This is a genomic window from Fusobacterium sp. (genome assembly GCF_032477075.1).
GTDB lineage: Bacteria > Fusobacteriota > Fusobacteriia > Fusobacteriales > Fusobacteriaceae > Fusobacterium_A.
The window spans coordinates 1-17942 of record NZ_JAWDXO010000005.1; the positions used below are offsets into that span (position 1 = coordinate 1).

Below are 17942 nucleotides of genomic sequence, written 5' to 3' on the forward strand. Positions count from 1 at the left end.
AATCTATTTACTCAGTTTTTTTAACTGATTATTTACACCTATTTATTGTTTGTTGATTTTTTCTTCTCTCTCTATTCTGTTGTTAATGTCCTTATTTTCTTTATTTGATTTGTTTTATGCCTTGCACCGCTTTCCTGCGGCACATTGATTATAATATCACAATTAATACTTCTCGTCAACAAGTTTTTTAAAATATTTTTAAATATTTTTTATTCCTTTAAAGAACCCTTTATTTTATTGAACTCTTTATTAGGATAAGAATTTAAAAAATTATTTATTTCCATCTTAAATTTTAAAAAATTATTAAAAATTTTCAAAAAATAAAAGCTCTCTGAAATTTGAGAGCTTGCATTTTAAATTTTTTATATATTTTTTAAAGAACTTTCAATATATTAAATGATAACTATAAATAAAACCTTAAATCCCCTGCTGTTTTTCTTTAAAAAATATTCCTGATAATCTTAAAACTCTATTTTTATTATTTTTTATCTCCACAGAATAAATAAAAGAGGCTATATAAGTAGTAATAGGTGCGACTACTACCAGTCCTATACTTCCTATTATTATTTTAATAATTTCAGAGGTTACCATTTTCATATTTAATATTTGAAGTATAGTTGTATTTCTTTCCATAAACAGTATCATTAAAGTTAGAAAACCTCCTGAATATGCAAGTAAAAGAGTAGTTGTCATTGTTCCTATAACTGATCTTCCAACATTAAATCCTGACTTTATCAAGGCTTTCCTGGAGATATCAGGATTATGTATTTTTAATTCTTCAATAGTTGCTGTCATATCCATAGCTATATCCATGGCTGCTCCACTTGCTCCTATTACTATCGCTGCATAAAATATATCCAAAATATTTATACTCATAAAACTTGAAAATACAACACTTTGAGCCAGAGGCTGATTCATTCCATCAATTCTGAATGTATCCCCAAAAAGAAATGTAAGAGCAGCAGTAACAAAAAGTCCTGACATTGTTCCTAGAAAAGCACTGAATCCCTTTCTGGTAAATCCTGCTACCAGAAATATTATCAATGCTGAAAGAAGTATAAGGGCAAATACTGTTATTATAAAGACATTTTCTCCTTTTCTAAGTGCTGGTATAAGATATTCCCATATTATTATAATACTTCCTGCAAAAGAAAGAAGAGATTTAAAACCTACTTTCCTTGCATATATGATAAGAAGAATCACAAATATAAAAGCTAAACCAGCAATTTTGTCCATTCTTAAGAGAGACAATACTTTTCCATCTAATCTTCCATTATTTTCTAAAACTGCCATTAATACTTTATCTTTTTCTATATAGAATTCATCATACTCTATACTTCCACTTAAAAGATTATTTATTTCTAATATTTTTCCCTTATGCTTTCCTGTAAGAACCTTCACAGTAAGATGCTGACATCCTACTTTAGATATTCCCTGAACTATTGCATCGCTATTATCCACTGTAAGAACTCTTCCTATACTTTCTTTTTTAAAGAAATACCCTTCTAATTTTCCGCTGAAAACTAGAAGGGCAAGGAATGTCACTACAACTGCTATTCCTATTTTCTTCACCTATTTATCCCCCTGAGGTTATTTTATCTCTTTTCCCAAACTTTTTCCTATAAGTTTAGCTACTTCTGTGTTATCTTTAAAACCTGTAAAATTTTGAGAATCTTTTCCAACTGCTGCCAATGGTACTTGTACAGCTGTATGTGCATAAGATGTCCACTGCATTCCTGATCTCTCTGAGATTATATGAGTAACTGCTATAGCTACTGGACTATATCCTCCAAACATTTCACTTGCATCTTTATTTTTATCTTGAAGATCCATAGCTTTTACTATATTATTTTTTTCTGCATCTGTTAATTTTCCTAATCCCATATTATCTGCTATATATTTAAAGAATCCATCTCTATCTCCTGTATAAGCTTTTTGAAGAATATCCTCAACTGATACTTTTACATTTTTAAGTTCATCAAGTTTTAAAAAGTAGTTATTTCCAAAACCAAGTCCCATACCTCCAGTTTCATGGTCTGCAGCTACTACTATAAGTGTATCGTTTGGATTTTCTTTGTAGAATTTATAAGCTGTCTTAAGAGCATCATCAAAAGCTATAGTATCATATATTGTTCCCATAACATCATTAGCATGTGAAGCATGGTCAATTCTTCCACCCTCTACCATCATAAAGAAACCATCTTTATCTTTTTTTAACAGTTCAATTCCTTTTTCAGTCATTACACTAAGACTTGGACTATCAGACTTTCTGTCTATTTCATATGGCATATGAGAAGCTTCAAAGGCTGCAAATACTTTTTCTCCATCTTTTGGAGCCCAGTTCTTAAAATCTCCTGCTGATTTCTGTCCTACAAATGTTTTGTATCCTTTTTCTTGAAATTCCTTTACAAGATTTCTGTCATCTTTTCTCTTACTTGAAAGTTCTCCATCCTTTGGAGTAAAATGTCTGTATCCTCCACCTGCAAAATAGTCCACATTACTTTTTACATAATCTGATGCTATCCCATTTTCATCATCTCTATCTATGTTATGGGAAGCAAATACTGCTGGTGTAGCATGAGTTATTCTTGTTGTTGTCACCAAACCTGTTGCTCTTCCATCTTCCTGAGCCATTTCCAACAGAGTTTTCAAATCATTTCCCTTTGTATCCTTAGCTATGTATCCATTATTTGTCTTATGTCCAGTAGCTAGGGCTGTTCCTGCTGCTGCTGAGTCTGTTATAAGAGTATCTGCTGAATATGTAGTAGTTATTGCTGAAAATGGAAGTGAATTCATAAGAAGTTTTCCATCCTCTTTCATTACTCCTTTTTTATACTCCTCTGTAATCTGTCTTTGAGCGGCTCCCATACCGTCACCTATAAAATAGAATATATACTTTGCCTGTGCAAAACTTGTAGCCGCCATAAGCAGCATTCCTGCTAAAACCATTTTTTTCCTGTTCATTATCATTTCCTCCTTGACATTTTATTTTTGTTTTCAAAGATATTCTACCTTCATAATGTTAAAGGAGTTTTATATTTCTGTAAAAAAACTGTAAAAGAAAAAGTGATTAAAAAATCATTGCTTCTTAATCACTTTAAACTATACTTAATTTTAAAAACACTATTGAAATTTTCTTTTATTTCAATATTTTTTCTCTTTTATTGCCAATATAATAAGGGCTTTCATTACATATTCCAGCAAAAATAAATCCTCTGCTTTCATAGTAATCATTTAATTCTTTATTTTTTATACCACAGTCCAAACGAAATCTCTCTTTTCCATCCTGAGCAGCCTTTTCTTCACAATATTTTAGTATTATTTCTCCAAGCCCCTTTATTTCTGGGTCAGTAGTAAAATTATGGAGATAATATGATGAAATATTATCATCCCATCTTTTATCTTTCTCTAAAAGAACAAACATTCCAACTATCTTTTCTTCCATTTGAGCTACATATAATTCTCCATTGTCTGCTTTATCAGAAAAATAATCATGATTATAAAAATTCAAATATCCCTCATTATTCCACTGCTGAATTCCTTTTCTGTCCATCCATCTGCATCTTTCTTTCAACAGTTCTACAACAGCATTTACATCAGCTTTTATACCTTTTCTAAAACTTACTTCTCCATATTCCATTTTACCACCTTAATTTCTGAAAAATACTTTATAAGCTCTGTAAGTTTCATATACATCCAGTTTAGACGAAACTTCAAAAGGTGAGTGCATAGCCAACAGAGCTGGTCCTATATCAATAGTATTGATTCCAAGATGAGCAAGATACATAGCAACTGTTCCTCCTCCACCTTCATCTACTTTTCCTAATTCTCCTATCTGCCAGTTGACTTTGGCATCATTAAGCATTCTTCTTATTTTTCCTACATATTCTGCATCTGCATCATTAGTTCCGCTTTTTCCTCTTGCTCCAGTATATTTTGTAACTACTACTCCATATCCTATTTTGGCAGCATTTTGAGCATCATGAACTCCTCTGAATATAGGATCTATTCCTGCATTTACATCTGATGACATAGCATTGGAATTCCATAATGCTTTTCTAAGCATCATTTCATTGAAAATTCCTTTTATTTTGTATATCATATCTCCTGTAATATAGTTAATATAATCAGATTTAAGTCCTGTACTGCCTGTAGAACCTATTTCTTCCTTATCAGCTAGAAAACATACAGCAGTTCTTACTGGAATTTCTTTAAGATCTATTATCGCCATCATAGAAGTATATCCGCATATTCTGTCATCCTGTCCATATCCACCTATCATTGATCTGTCAAATCCTAAATCTCTGCATTTTCCAGCTGGAACTAATTCCAGTTCAGCAGAAATAAAGTCTTCTTCTATCATTCCATAATCTCTGTTCAATATTTCAAGAACTGTATATTTTATTCTTTCTTTTACATCTTTATCTTCTATAGATGATGGAATACTTCCTACAATTATTTGAAGTTCCTCTCCTTTTATTACTTCACCAGCTTTTCTCTCTCCTTGTATTTTAGCAGAAAGATGAGGCAGTATATCAGGAATTGTAAATACAGGATCATCATCCTTTTCTCCAATAGTTATCTCAACTTTCTTTCCTGAAGCTAATACTACTACTCCATGTAAAGCCAGTGGAAGAGATGCCCATTGATATTTTTTTATTCCTCCATAATAGTGAGTTTTCATATATGCTAAATCAAGGTCTTCGTATAAAGGATTTCCTTTTAAATCCAATCTTGGAGAATCTATATGAGATACTACATAGTTTATTCCATTTTCTATATCTTCTTTGCCTACAACAGCAAGAACAAGATTTTTTCCTCTGTTTACATAATATATCTTATCTCCAGCTGTTAATTTATCTTTTTTTTCAGCATTTACAAATCCGTTTTCTTCTATAAGTTTTATCCCTTCAGTTACAAATTCTCTTTCAGTTTTTGCTCCATCCAGAAATTTCTTGTATCCTTCAGAGAAATCAAATACTGCTTCTCTGCTGTCTATACATTTCCATCCATTTTCTTTTTTGTAATTCATCATTACCATCTCCTTTTTAGATGTTATCTCACTCTCTCAGTATATCATATATTAGAGTTTTTCTAAATAGAGAAGATATAAGTATCTTTAAAAAAATAAAAAAGAGAAAGTTATAATTTTCTATACTTTCTCTTCCCTTATCATTTTTATCATTCTATTTTGCAATCTCTGCATCTGCCCACAATGTCAACTGTTCCAGCATATCTTCACTTATTACTTGTTCTGCTGCTAAAACTTCTTTAGTTTTATTGTACATTTTTCCTCCTGTATCAGATTAAATATTTATATAAATTTTTTAATTTCTAATATGACATAGAAGGTTATTATATATCTCTTTTTAAGTTTTGACAAGTACTTGTTTTATGAATTTTTATTCTGTTTAACATGTTGTTACTCTATTTAACTTTAGACTTCCTATATTCACTACACCATACCATGTGATCATTTACCATTCCAGTAGCCTGCATAAAAGCATAACAGATAGTTGACCCTGCAAATTTAAATCCCTTTTTCTTCAATTCCTTACTCATTTTATCAGATATCTCAGTCTTAGCTGGAACTTCAGAAATATTTTCCCATTTATTAACTATTGGCTTATCTTCTGTAAATTTCCATATATATTTGCTGAAGCTCCCATATTCTTCCTGTATTTTCATAAAAGCTTTAGCATTGGAGATAAGTGCATCTATTTTGAGTCTGTTACGAATAATTCCTTCATCTTCCAGAAGAGATTTTTTCTTGTCATCATCATATTCAGCAATTACTTTATAGTCAAATTTATCAAAAGCTTTTCTCATATTTTCTCTTTTTCTCAAAATAGTGCTCCAGCTCAATCCTGCCTGCATAGTTTCCAGAATAAATATCTCAAAAAGCTTTTCATCTTTATACTCTGGCTTTCCCCATTCTTCATCATGATATTTAATATCAAGCTCCCCTTTTGCCCATTCACATCTTTTGATTTCTTTCATTGCCCAATCCCTCCTGTAGTCTTTTCTTACTTTCTATTATATTTCATCTACAGGCTAAGAGCAATAAATTAAATAGAAAAATAATTCAGCTTAGACGAATTCTCTCTTTATCTCTTGTTATTTATTTTTCAAAAGAGTTATTCTGCAATTTGAAACTATATGATCTCTTATTTCAGGTCCTAGCTTGTCAAAAAAACTATAGTCCCATCTGTCTTTTAAAAGTTCTTCCATTCTTCTGCTTCCAATATATTCCATATCTATTTTTTCTGCAAAACTCTTTATATCATTACAGCCCCATTTAAATTTAATTTCACTGCTTATACTGCTGACAGAAGGATGTTTTATATCTGAAAAATTAGGTGAACTTTCTATTATGAACCAACTTGTTTTTGATTTTTTAACAAGATTCTTCAAAAGTTCTTTTATTTTTTCCTCCTCAAAAAACATTAATATTCCTTCAAAGATAAAAATATTATTTTCAAAAGGAATAAAATCCCATTCAGCTGTTTTTGTTATATCTGCACTTATATTTTTCTCATTAGGTTGAAGGGGAAGTATATTATTTCTATACTCAATTACCTCTGGAAGATCTATATTTGTCCATGTAACATTTGACAGAGACAGTCTCTTGTTTCTGCAATCCAGACCACATCCAACATTAAAAACATTAAATTTCTTTTCTTTATCTTCTAAAATTTTTCTTAAATAGTCATCAATCAGCATAGTTCTTGATATAACTCCAGTAAAAGAATTTTTATCTTTGTCCAGTTCTGAAAAATTTATAATATCTCTATTCTTATTATCAGAAAAGAATTTTACAGCCTCTGCATCATAGATGTTTTTTTCTCCAACAGATTCTTTATATTTGAAATAAAATGGAATAAATAGTGTTTTTGATAAAATATTCATATTGTTTTTCCCTCCTTTTATTTTATATTTTTACAATACTCTTTTATCAATAAAAAATCAATATATTTTTATAATGAAATTTTTTTATTAACAAATATTTTGAATTAAAAAATTAAAAAGATATTTATTAAATATAAATAAAGGTTGATATAACAATTTAATGCTAGCTTAAATTTTAAAATTACTACAGCATTAAAATAAAAATAAATTTAATATATTAGATATTTTAATCCTCTATAATAAAATATATTATAAGTACAAAATTTATTCTAAAAATCTTCTTCCAAATTCTGGACTAATTATTCATATAAGTCAAGGAAAGTAATTTACAGGCAAAAATTTTCAACTATTATTAAAATCAGAAAGATTATTTATAACCAAAGTAGAAAAAGTTATGACAAACCTTTGATTATAAAAATAGAGCTTATTCAGGATCTAAAATTTGAAATTCCTGAACAAGCTCAAAAAAAATTTTAAGTATATAAAAATTATAACACTAAAAGAATGTATTCTTCCTTAGGCTATTTACTGTCTGTTCAATATGAAAAATAAAATCCATAAATTTTATTTAACTTTATATCTAAAAGATTGATAATTCTATCTCTTCCATCTTAATATTATACAAGATTTTATTATACATTCACACCATAATTCTGGCAAAGGGTTTTAAGCCCATTCTGATATCCTGCTCCCACTGCATTGAATTTCCAGTCATTTCCATGTCTGTAAATTTCACATACTACTAATGCTGTTTCAATAGAGAAATCCTCCATGAGATTAAATCTCAACACTTCTTGTCCATCAGTATCAGTTTCATTTATCATTCTGGCTACCCTTACATAAGCATTTGATACTTGACCAAAATTCTGCCTTCTGAATGCTGCATCATGAATAGTTACTGTTACAGCTATTTTATGTATTTCCTGAGGAATTTTTCTGAAATCAATGATAATCACTTCATCATCTCCATCACCATCTCCAGTTAAGTTATCTCCAGTATGAGTAACAGCACCATTATAAGCAGTAAGATTATTATAGAAAATAAAATCTTCATCTTTTAAAACTTTTTCATTTTTACCAAGCAAAAATGCTGAAGCATCTAAATCGAAATCATAACCACCAGAGTATTTATTAGTATCCCAACCTAGTCCAATTAATGCCATAGTTATACTTTTATCAAGATTTACACGTTGTCCTTTTGATAAATTTACACTCATTACATTTTCCCCTTTTTTCTATTTTTTTATTACAAATTTTTTTCTTATTATATCAACTGGTATAATAGTGAATGCCATAATAATTACTACTGCCCATTCTTTTAAAGTTAGTCCATAGCAACTTAAAACAACTCCACCTAAGTATGTCATAATAATTTGTACAATAACAATAAGAATAATTATATTAAGGAATCCTTTATTTTCAAAAATATTATCAAATAAATTAGTTTTCTCCGTTCTAGCATTAAAAGCATTAAAAACAGATATAAATATAAAGAAAGTAAAATACCCAGTTAGAAGATATTCATTATTTATTCCTGGTCTAAATAAAGCCTTTATTTGTGGAGTAAGAAGGAAGAACATACTTAATATAAATGTCCAAATACTTCCAGTGAATATAGCACTCCACATATAACTACTGACAATATTTTCTTCTCTGCGTTTAGGTTTTTCCTGCATAAATCTTTTCAAAGCTGGTTCTCCACCAAATGCCAGAGCTGCTAAAGTATCCATAACTAAATTTACCCATAAAATCTGAGTAATTGAAAGAGGATTTTCCATTCCAAGTAAAGGGGAAACAAATGATACCATTACTGCAGCTACATTGATTGTAAGCTGAAATATTATAAATTTCCTAATAGAATTGAAAATTGTTCTTCCATAAAGAATAGCTTTTTCAATAGACATAAAGTTATCATCTAGTATAACAATATCTGAAGCTTCTTTAGCTACTTCTGTACCACCACCCATAGCAAATCCAACATCAGCTTTTTTCAAGGCAGGAGAATCATTAACTCCATCTCCTGTCATTCCTACTACAAGATTCAACTCTTGAGCTATTTTTACAAGTCTAGATTTATCACTTGGCAAAGCTCTTGAGACTACTTTAATATTTTTCATTTGAGCAGCAATCTCACTATCTGTCATTTGAGCTAGTTCATCAGAAGTATAAACTAAATCTGTATCTTTAGTAAGAAGTCCAGCTTCTTCAGCAATAGCTACAGCAGTATCCTTTCTATCGCCAGTTATCATTACTACTTGTATTCCTGCCCCTTGCGCCTCTTTTATAGCAGAAATAGATTCAGGTCTTACTTCATCCCTAATACCTATAATACCAATTAAAGTACAATCTTCAATTTCTTTATCATCCTCATGTATTCTTTTCTCACAGCTTGCAAATGCTAATACCCTTATAGCTCTTCTGGCAAGCTCATTTATTATATTTTCTATTTTATCATAGTCATTAAACTCTTTTTTCTCTCCTTCTTCAGTATAATAATATTTACATTTTGAAAGAAGTTTTTCAGGAGCTCCTTTTACTAGTGTAATATCACAGTCACCAGTTACTGAACAGGCAGAATATTTATTTGTACTATTAAACGGCAATGAACAACAGACTTCCACATTCAAATCACAACAGTTTTTTCCAACAAAGCCGAGAATAGCTCTTTCAGTAGCATTTCCTCCCACTATCTTAATATTATCTCCATCTCCTGTAATAAGAGCATTTGTATTTTTGAATATATTAAGGGAAAATATTTTTTTTAATTCATCAGAAATATGGTCATATTTTTTAGTTTCCTTACCAGATCCATCCACAAATAATATTGTCTCTAATTTTCCTTTAGTAATAGTCCCTGTTTTATCTGAAAAAAGGATATTCAAGCTTCCAGCAGTTTCAATACCTACTATTTTTCTTACTAATACATTATCTTTCAGCATTTTTGACATATTCAATGCTGATACAATAGCTATCATTAATGGAAGACCTTCTGGAACAGCCATAACTATAATGATAACAGCAAGCATAACAGCATGAATTAAGTCATTCACTAAAACCATCCAGTTAGAACAATAAGCAATAATTCTTGTCATTTCAAATCCATTATGTATTACAATTCTTTGAAATAGAAGTGCTATTGCTATTGCTATACCACCAATATATCCAAATTTACTGATGTCATCTGCAAGTTTTCCAAGCTTTAATTTTAATGGAGATTCTCTATCATCATCTATTTGTAATTCACTTGCTATCTGACCATATATACTCTTATCTCCAACTACAGTAACTTCCATCACAGAATTCCCAGAACAGACAACTGCACCTCTGAATACTTTATATGGATTTAAAAAATCCATTGAAGCCTCTTCATCTTTATAATCTTCTGGCAATGGTTTTTTAGTGGCTTCCTTAGTTTCACCATTTAAAACAGATTGATCCACCTTAATAGTTCCATCTGTAATTATTCCATCTGCAGGAATCTTATCTCCAGATTGAAGTAAGATCCAATCTCCTACTACTATATCATTAATAGATATTTCAGTTACTTCATTGTTTCTATATACTTTACACATTATTCTTGAAGCTTCTTCTTGAAGCTTCTGGAAAGCATTTTCATTTCTATATTCAGAAAATGTAGAAACAAATGTAGCAAGTATGACAGCTACAGCTATACCAAAAGGTTCATACCATTCTGTTTGCCCCATGAATGTAAAAATAACATTGATAATCAGAGCTACACACAATATTTTTATCATTGGATCGCCAAAGTTATCCTTTAATTTATCAAAAAAACTTTCTGTTTCTTGTTCTGTAATTATATTGCTACCAAATTTTTCTTTTGATGCTACAACTTCTAAATCTGTTAATCCCCTCTTTTTCAAAATATTTTATCCTCCTTAGATGTTTTTCCTCTATTCTTGAAATTTTTTTACTATTTGCAGCACTTTATCTGAAAAAAGTTCTTTTTCAGATATAACATATTGTTCTCCCTGACTGGATAAAAAAATTTTTAACTGTTCAGGAAAAATAGATATATTTGCTTTTTCTAACATTGGAATATCCATTTCGCTATCTCCTGCACAGATTACTGTATCAGCTTCTAAAAAATTTTTTAATCTTTCTAAAGAAGTTCCTTTATTCAGTTCTTTAGGAAATATATATAATTTTTCTCCATGATTATGTATATCTACAAGTTCTTGATTTAGATTATCTTTTAATTTTTTTATGACTATTTCTATATTAAAACCTTTAGTAAAAATAAAAAGTTCATCTACTTTTCTAACTTCAAAATATATATTCTCATCTTCTGTTAGCAGTTTCATTCCTTTTTCCAGTTCTTTCATAGATTTTTTTGATATTTCTAATGATTTTTGATACCATTCACTGACAGTTTCCCCTCTATATAGGAGAATTCCCCCATTAGCTACAAGAGCATACTGTGGCTGATAATTTTCAAAAAATTTTATCCTTTGATATTGCTCCAGAGAGCGTGTTGTTATAGGAATAAAATTCACTTCTTTTAACAATTCATGGGAAATTTTTGACATATAAGAAAGTTTTTTCCCATTTTTTGTTTCTACAAGTATTTTATCTTTTCCTATATCTCTTTTATATGAATATATTAAAGTATTATCCAAATCTGTTGTAAAAATTTTCATTTTTATTCCTTTCAAATAAGTACAGGCATCTCTATATAAGATACTTTTTTTTCTTTTTTATCAATTTTCCAATTTTTATCTATACCTAAAAGTTGATTTACAGCTATATTAGGAATATTGATACCTGCTGCAAGACATGTATAATGTATTCCTCCAGACATTCTGGTATTTATTTCTAATAAATAAGGAATACCATTGCTATATCTAAATTGAATATTACAGGGATGTTCCAATCCATATTTATTAAAAAAATCTTCACATATATCTAAAATTTCTTTGTCATATCTTATTATTTCTGTTCTTGTTAGTGTTTTTATTCTTGGAATAGCAATTAAGCCATTTTTTGTTTTTAAACAATCTACACTTACTTCTTCACTTTCAAGATATGGCATCAGCATCATTTCAGCAGCATTCTCTCTTTTCTTTAAAGAATTATATACTTCTTCTGATGTAACTTTAAGTCCTTTTCTTACTAAAAAAATATCAGCATCCTTTATAGAATCATCTATTACTCTAAAACTTACAGCCCCTTCATCTTCAACAAATTTAAAACATATTTTTTTATAATTTATTTTTAGTTTTTTATAAGCCTCAATAAATTTTTCAGCAGTATTCACTATGTAATATTCAGGAATATTTCCAATTTTTAACATTTTGAATAATTCATATGTATTCTTTTTATTGTTAAGTTGTTTCATTTTTTCAAAATTTCTTTCTGCAAGAACCTTAACAGATATATCCTCAAACCTTTTTATATTTTTAACTATGTAAAGCTGCTTTTTTCTTGGAATAAATATATTTATAGAATGTTTCTGACAAAACTCTAAACAATACTGCACATATTCTTCATCACTTAAAATATCAGGTTCTTTTTCCCAATAATCACACACTGTTTTCATAACATTTTCTTCATTTCCATTAGTACCTATTACATAAAATTCCGTCTTGCTGTCTTCTTTTATCATATTAACCATGTGATAGGCAGTACTAAACCAGTGATTGAACCAAATAATGACTTTTTTCATTATTCCTCCAATTTAGAAGGGAGCAGCATATGCTCCCTTCATTTATTATTTATATCTAGCTGCTAGTTCACCAATACCATCATCAGTCGTTCCTTGACCTATTGCATTAAATTTCCATTCTTCATTATGACGATATACTTCTCCAAATATCAGAGCAGTACATCCACTATAGTCATCTGTCAAATTATATCTGCACATTTCTTTATTTGTCTTAGTATCAATTAGCCTTATAAAAGCATTTTTTATCATTCCAAAATGCTGTTTTCTGTCTTTGGCTTTAAATATATTAACAACTATTACTATTTTATCATAATTTTGAGGGACTTTTTTTAATTCAACAATAATCTGTTCATCATCTCCATCTCCCTCACCTGTAAGATTATCTCCTGTATGTCTTACAGAATTAGTATAATGTTTTAGATTTCCAAAATAAACAATATCTTTTTTATCTATCATTTTACCATTTTGAAGAAGCATTGCTGTAGCATCACAATCTATATTAGCTTTTTTGCCAAGCATTGAAAAAAAACCGCTTTTTTCTTCTGAGGCTTGATCCCACCCAAGCCCTAATATAATTTTATCTAAAGAACTATTATCTTTTGTCAGGCTTATCTTTTGCCCTTTTTGTAAACTTATTGACATAATATTATTCTCCTTTTTCTAATCAATATCTATTCCATAGTTGATGCAAAGAGCAGCTAAACCTCCTTGATATCCACTTCCTATTGCATTAAATTTCCATTCTCCATTATTTTTATAGAGCTCTCCAAATACTGCTGCTGTTTCAATTGAAAAATCTTCTCCTAAATCATATTTCAGTATCTCATTATTTACATCTTCGTCAACTATTCTTATATATGCATTTGATATCTGTCCAAAATTCTGCCTTCTTTCCTCAGCTTCATATATGGTAGCAGTAAATATTATCCTTATAATATTTTCAGGAACTTTAGAAAGATCAATGGCTATTTGCTCATCATCTCCATCTCCATCACCAGTTCTATTATCACCCATATGAATTACAGAACTACTGCTGTGTTTTAAGTTACCATAAAAAACAAAATCACTCTGTGAAGTTACCTTCCCATTTTCACCCAAGAGAAATGCAGCTGAATCTAGATCAAAATCTCCTCCTGTATCAAATTTATTGGTATCCCATCCAAGTCCTACTATCAATTTTTTTAATCCAGGATTATCTTTTGTCAGACTTACTTTTTGTCCTTTTTTTAAACTGATTCCCATTTGCTTACCTCCAAAAATTGAAAATTATGCTACTTCTATTCCAAAGTTAGCACAAAGAGCTGCTAAACCTCCTTGGAATCCACTTCCTACTGCATTAAATTTCCATTCTCCAGCATGTCTATAAATTTCTCCAACTACAACTGCTGTTTCAATTGAGAAGTCTTCTCCAAGATCATATCTGATAAGCTCTTGGTTATTACTTTCATTTACCACTCTTATATAGGCATTTGATATTTGTCCAAAATTTTGTCTTCTTGTTTCTGAATCATAAATAGTAACAGTAAATACAACTTTTTCTACATTAGCAGGGATTTTAGATAAATCTACCTTTATTTGTTCATCATCCCCATCTCCTTCACCTGTTAAGTTATCCCCCATATGTTCTACTGAACCACTTTTATGAATAAGATTACCATAAAAAACAAATTCTTCTTGTGAAGGAACTTTTCCATTTGCACCTGTTAAAAATGCTGCTGCATCTAAATCAAAATCAGCTCCACCATCATATTTGTTAGTATCCCATCCAAGACCAATCACAAGATTTTTTAACCCAGCATTTCCTTTTGTTAAGTCTACTTTTTGTCCCTTTGTTAAGTTTATTGGCATATTAATCATCTCCTCAATTTTTATAGTAAAAAAGTCTTACTTATCACCAAACATTTTATTAAAGTCATCTTTTATAGCTTTTAGACGTGCTTGATCTTCAATACGTTTTCTAGAAGCACTTTCTTGTATTTGCTTTGTTTCCTCTATTCCTTTTACAATAGTTTTCCAAGTTGTTTCTAAAGTTTCGATTTTTATAGAACTTCCAGAAGCCAACTGTGCTGCAAGCTTACTCTGTTCTGAAGTATTTTGAGCATTTTTAATCAGCATCTCATTTGTTTTTTCATCAAGAGCAGCCATTGCTTCAGCTTGTATACGCTGTCTTTTCAGCAATATAGCTTGTGAAAGAGCCTGCTTAAATATAGGAAGTGTGATTATAAAAGCTGAGTTTATTTTTCTTATAAGATTTACATTACTAAATTGCATAGTTTTTAACATAGGAATAGACTGCATAGCCACATTTTCTGCTATTCTTAGGTCTTGTGTCCTCTGTTCCAGCATTTGTTTTGCTTGTACTAAACTTGTTAATTCAAATTGAATGCTTTTATCATTTGACTTTTCCATCTCTTCAGTTCTTTGAGTAATAAAAGTGTCTATTTCCTTTATTCCTTGTTCTCCTGCCAGAATATATTTCAAAAGTTCATGATAATAATTTACATTTGTTTGAAACATCGTTTCAAGTTTTTTATTTGACTGTTTGATTTCAACTTCATATTGTTTTAGCTTCACATAGATTTTATCTATTTCATCTCCCATTGTATGGTATTTATCCAATATTTTTTCAAGTTGTTTTTTTAGATTTCCAAATATTCTTTCTAAAAATCCTGGTTTTTCTCTGATTTCATCAATGTCAAACTTACTCATTATCTTTCCAAGAAGTGTAAGCATTTCTCCAGTATCATTAATTTGAGCCATATTCATGCTTTTTAATACAGCATCAGAACATCTAGATATTTCTTCAGCAACTTCTCCTCCAAAAGAGATTATAGTTTCAGTATCATAAACAGATATTGAACTTACAAGATTGTCTACTTCACGTGAGTCTAAAAGCTTTTGAGTCATTTCACTTCTATCAGCCTGTATATTAAATTGTTTTACCTCAGCTTCAACTATAGTCATATTATTTTCATCAACAACTACAGGTTCTGTCGAATTCATTTTTATTCCCATTATAATCATACCCCTTTTCTTTAGTTTTATAATTTTTTAATTCATAAGGTTAAGAAGCGATCTTAACCCAAATCTTTCTTTTTTTATATCAAATTTTTTCTTTTCCTTATCATAAATTGGTATTTTCATATCATAAACATATTCTCCAATTTGATGCTTCACAAATATATTTTTTTCAAAGTGTCCATCAACACTTTGATACCCTGTTGGAACAAAAAGAAGAATATCAAATCCTAAAAATTTTAAGAAAGCTGTAATTATTCCATCTTCTTTACTCCCCATTTGTTCAGTAGTATCAACTATTACTAATTTTGGTATTTTTTTAGTGAAGTCATATTTTTGTATAAGTCTCAATATTTCTATATCAAGATTAAGTATTGTATTTAATATTGTAAATTCTATACCATTACTGAAAGTTCCAGGTATGATACCACTATCTAATAATTGCTGAGCTTTTTCAAAAATGTAATTCTGCATTTCATCTCTGATAAATTTATAATTATATGAAGGATGTTTTTTTATTACTTCCACTTGTATTTTCTTATTTTTTATAAATGAAACTACTGATTGTCCCAAAGTTTTTTTATTTTTTTCACTTATAAAAGGAAGATTTTTTATAAATATTCCTTCTGGCTGTAAGAACTGTTCTATTATTTTCCAATAACTATTTTTATCTTTATTTGGAACTCCACATATTTTAGAACATATTACTGGAACCATTACTCTATCAGAAAGTATTTCAAAATTTTGTCTATATTTAGCTTCTTGATTCCATAATATTCCAATCTCTTCATAGGTAGTTTGTAAAGTAATTGGAATAGCATTTTTAAATTGATTTTGTCTAAATAAACCAGAATCTTGATATAAAAGTGAATCCAAATCTCGTTCAGCATTATATGCTGTTGTCCCAAAATTTATATTTTCTAATTTTTTAGGAAATTTTCCTAAAGGAATAGAGAACTGATTTGTTTCTTCAAATAACAGTTTATCACTTATATTGCATTCTAAAGTTTTATCAGGACAAAATATTATAACATCAACTGGAATTCTTGCTAAAAGTCTTATAAACAGCTTTTCATTTTCATTTCTACAGCTGCCATAATAAATAAATACAGGATATTTTTTTAAATCTATTTTTTTGAATAGTACAGAAATATATCTATTTATCCAGCATAAAAGTATTACTCCGCTATTGCTTAATTTTTGCAGCCTTTCATCTTTATTTTCTGTCATTATTTCAGCAAAAGCTTTCTTTAAAAGAAGTTCAAGCTCAGAATTTTGTTTAAAGGAAATATTATTAGAAAGCTCATTTATCAGTTCTATAGAATTTTGATATAGTTTTTTCTTTATTTGCTGTACCTCTAACCCATCAGGATTATGTATTCCACCTTCTATGATTAATACTTCTCTTTCACTGCTGCTCAGTTTTAATTTCCATTTAAATAGTTCATTCATAAAATTATTTTTATCTTCAACACCTGTCATTTTGACAAACATATTATAATAATAATTATCTTTATTTCCCCTCATATTTGAAGATTTTAAAGAATCTTCAAATATATATCCAGCAGTAATCCAGGTATTTGTACTCATTATTCCCTGAGGTTGAACTATTTTTATTTGTTTTTTTTCATTAGGTTCATTGTATTTTTTTATTTCCAATGCTGTTATAGAAAAATCTTTTGGAAATGGTTGAGGGTTATCGTTTGGTATAATATAAGATAAAGCTGAATTCCTATCTAGATTTATATCTTCTCCAGTTTGAAGGAGAATTATATCACATCCTGCTTTAGCAAGTATATTTAGCATTTTTAATTCATGGTTGCTTGCATTTCCATCAAAAAGAATTTTAGGAACATTATCTTTTCCCAATGCTTTTAATACAGATTGAAATCTATAATAGAACCAACACATATATTTTACATAAGTATTTTTTAAAATATTAATATTTTTACCCTCTTTTTCCAATATTTTTAATTCTTCAAAAAGAGCTTCTATTATTATTGTAATTTGAATTTCTGAAAGTTGAGGTATCCATTTTTTCATAGTTTTTTCCATGAATACTTTATCCATTATGAAGTTTTTTCCAGTCATTTCAATAAAATAATTTATTCTTTCCTGAGTTGGGTTTTGAATATTATTTTTTATGTAGACCCCACATATTTTTACTTGTTCTAAGTACTTAAAGAGAAAATCTTCTATTTTTATACTGTATGAAGTTACTCTGTAAAAATATATGCCTTTAGGACTTCTTTCACTATATTTTTTAAAAAAATCATCTGTATTGTTAAATTTTATCTTTTCTACCATTTTTCCTCACATTCCACACAGTTAT

At 29.2% G+C, this 17942-nt stretch carries 15 protein-coding genes; all 15 read right to left on the reverse strand.

Annotation, left to right across the window (positions count from 1 at the left end):
• Window positions 1-417: 417 nt before the first annotated feature.
• Entirely contained in the window at window positions 418-1572 is a 1155-nt protein-coding gene (locus E6771_RS03510; RefSeq protein WP_316089711.1) for a YibE/F family protein, read from the reverse strand.
• A gap of 18 nt (window positions 1573-1590) precedes the next feature.
• The gene (locus tag E6771_RS03515) at window positions 1591-2964 is read right to left on the reverse strand and encodes an alkaline phosphatase (protein ID WP_316089712.1); all 1374 of its coding nucleotides are present in this window, start codon (window positions 2962-2964) and stop codon (window positions 1591-1593) included.
• 175 nt (window positions 2965-3139) lie between these two features.
• Window positions 3140-3640, reverse strand: coding sequence for a GNAT family N-acetyltransferase (locus E6771_RS03520; RefSeq protein ID WP_316089714.1), 501 nt, complete (start codon window positions 3638-3640; stop codon window positions 3140-3142).
• Window positions 3641-3649: 9 nt separating this feature from the next.
• Window positions 3650-5032 carry an aminopeptidase gene (locus tag E6771_RS03525; protein ID WP_316089715.1) on the reverse strand — a complete coding sequence of 461 codons (1383 nt, stop codon included), beginning with the start codon at window positions 5030-5032 and terminating at the stop codon, window positions 3650-3652.
• Window positions 5033-5427: 395 nt separating this feature from the next.
• Window positions 5428-6000, reverse strand: coding sequence for a DNA-3-methyladenine glycosylase I (locus E6771_RS03530; RefSeq protein ID WP_316089717.1), 573 nt, complete (start codon window positions 5998-6000; stop codon window positions 5428-5430).
• 117 nt (window positions 6001-6117) lie between these two features.
• A complete protein-coding gene (locus E6771_RS03535) occupies window positions 6118-6909 on the reverse strand; it encodes a class I SAM-dependent methyltransferase (protein ID WP_316089718.1) in 792 nt (263 codons plus the stop codon).
• Window positions 6910-7541: 632 nt separating this feature from the next.
• A complete protein-coding gene (locus E6771_RS03540; protein ID WP_316089720.1) occupies window positions 7542-8126 on the reverse strand; it encodes a TerD family protein in 585 nt (194 codons plus the stop codon).
• Window positions 8127-8144: 18 nt separating this feature from the next.
• On the reverse strand, window positions 8145-10790 hold the full coding sequence (locus tag E6771_RS03545) for a calcium-translocating P-type ATPase, PMCA-type (protein ID WP_316089721.1): 2646 nt from the start codon (window positions 10788-10790) through the stop codon (window positions 8145-8147).
• Window positions 10791-10820: 30 nt separating this feature from the next.
• On the reverse strand, window positions 10821-11567 hold the full coding sequence (locus tag E6771_RS03550) for an HAD hydrolase family protein (RefSeq protein ID WP_316089723.1): 747 nt from the start codon (window positions 11565-11567) through the stop codon (window positions 10821-10823).
• Window positions 11568-11578: 11 nt separating this feature from the next.
• Window positions 11579-12592 (reverse strand): ATP-grasp domain-containing protein, encoded by a 1014-nt coding sequence (locus E6771_RS03555; protein ID WP_316089725.1) that lies wholly within the window; start codon window positions 12590-12592, stop codon window positions 11579-11581.
• A gap of 45 nt (window positions 12593-12637) precedes the next feature.
• Window positions 12638-13234, reverse strand: a complete 597-nt coding sequence (locus E6771_RS03560) for a TerD family protein (RefSeq protein ID WP_316089726.1) — start codon at window positions 13232-13234, stop codon at window positions 12638-12640.
• Between the two features lie 18 nt (window positions 13235-13252).
• Complete coding sequence (locus E6771_RS03565) at window positions 13253-13834, reverse strand: TerD family protein (RefSeq protein ID WP_316089728.1); 582 nt, start codon at window positions 13832-13834, stop codon at window positions 13253-13255.
• Between the two features lie 24 nt (window positions 13835-13858).
• The gene (locus tag E6771_RS03570) at window positions 13859-14440 is read right to left on the reverse strand and encodes a TerD family protein (protein WP_316089729.1); all 582 of its coding nucleotides are present in this window, start codon (window positions 14438-14440) and stop codon (window positions 13859-13861) included.
• Window positions 14441-14476: 36 nt separating this feature from the next.
• Window positions 14477-15607: a toxic anion resistance protein gene (locus E6771_RS03575; protein WP_316089730.1), complete on the reverse strand. Its 1131-nt coding sequence runs from the start codon at window positions 15605-15607 to the stop codon at window positions 14477-14479.
• Window positions 15608-15643: 36 nt separating this feature from the next.
• Entirely contained in the window at window positions 15644-17917 is a 2274-nt protein-coding gene (locus E6771_RS03580; RefSeq protein WP_316089731.1) for a YceG family protein, read from the reverse strand.
• Window positions 17918-17942 lie beyond the last annotated feature (25 nt).

Coding starts and splice junctions, on each gene's coding strand:
- E6771_RS03515 (WP_316089712.1), bottom strand. CDS start 2,964: ATGAACAGGAAAAAAATGGTTTTAGCAGGAATGCTGCTTATGGCGGCT.
- E6771_RS03520 (WP_316089714.1), bottom strand. CDS start 3,640: ATGGAATATGGAGAAGTAAGTTTTAGAAAAGGTATAAAAGCTGATGTA.
- E6771_RS03525 (WP_316089715.1), bottom strand. CDS start 5,032: ATGAATTACAAAAAAGAAAATGGATGGAAATGTATAGACAGCAGAGAA.
- E6771_RS03530 (WP_316089717.1), bottom strand. CDS start 6,000: ATGAAAGAAATCAAAAGATGTGAATGGGCAAAAGGGGAGCTTGATATT.
- E6771_RS03535 (WP_316089718.1), bottom strand. CDS start 6,909: ATGAATATTTTATCAAAAACACTATTTATTCCATTTTATTTCAAATAT.
- E6771_RS03540 (WP_316089720.1), bottom strand. CDS start 8,126: ATGAGTGTAAATTTATCAAAAGGACAACGTGTAAATCTTGATAAAAGT.
- E6771_RS03550 (WP_316089723.1), bottom strand. CDS start 11,567: ATGAAAATTTTTACAACAGATTTGGATAATACTTTAATATATTCATAT.
- E6771_RS03555 (WP_316089725.1), bottom strand. CDS start 12,592: ATGAAAAAAGTCATTATTTGGTTCAATCACTGGTTTAGTACTGCCTAT.
- E6771_RS03560 (WP_316089726.1), bottom strand. CDS start 13,234: ATGTCAATAAGTTTACAAAAAGGGCAAAAGATAAGCCTGACAAAAGAT.
- E6771_RS03565 (WP_316089728.1), bottom strand. CDS start 13,834: ATGGGAATCAGTTTAAAAAAAGGACAAAAAGTAAGTCTGACAAAAGAT.
- E6771_RS03570 (WP_316089729.1), bottom strand. CDS start 14,440: ATGCCAATAAACTTAACAAAGGGACAAAAAGTAGACTTAACAAAAGGA.
- E6771_RS03575 (WP_316089730.1), bottom strand. CDS start 15,607: ATGGGAATAAAAATGAATTCGACAGAACCTGTAGTTGTTGATGAAAAT.
- E6771_RS03580 (WP_316089731.1), bottom strand. CDS start 17,917: ATGGTAGAAAAGATAAAATTTAACAATACAGATGATTTTTTTAAAAAA.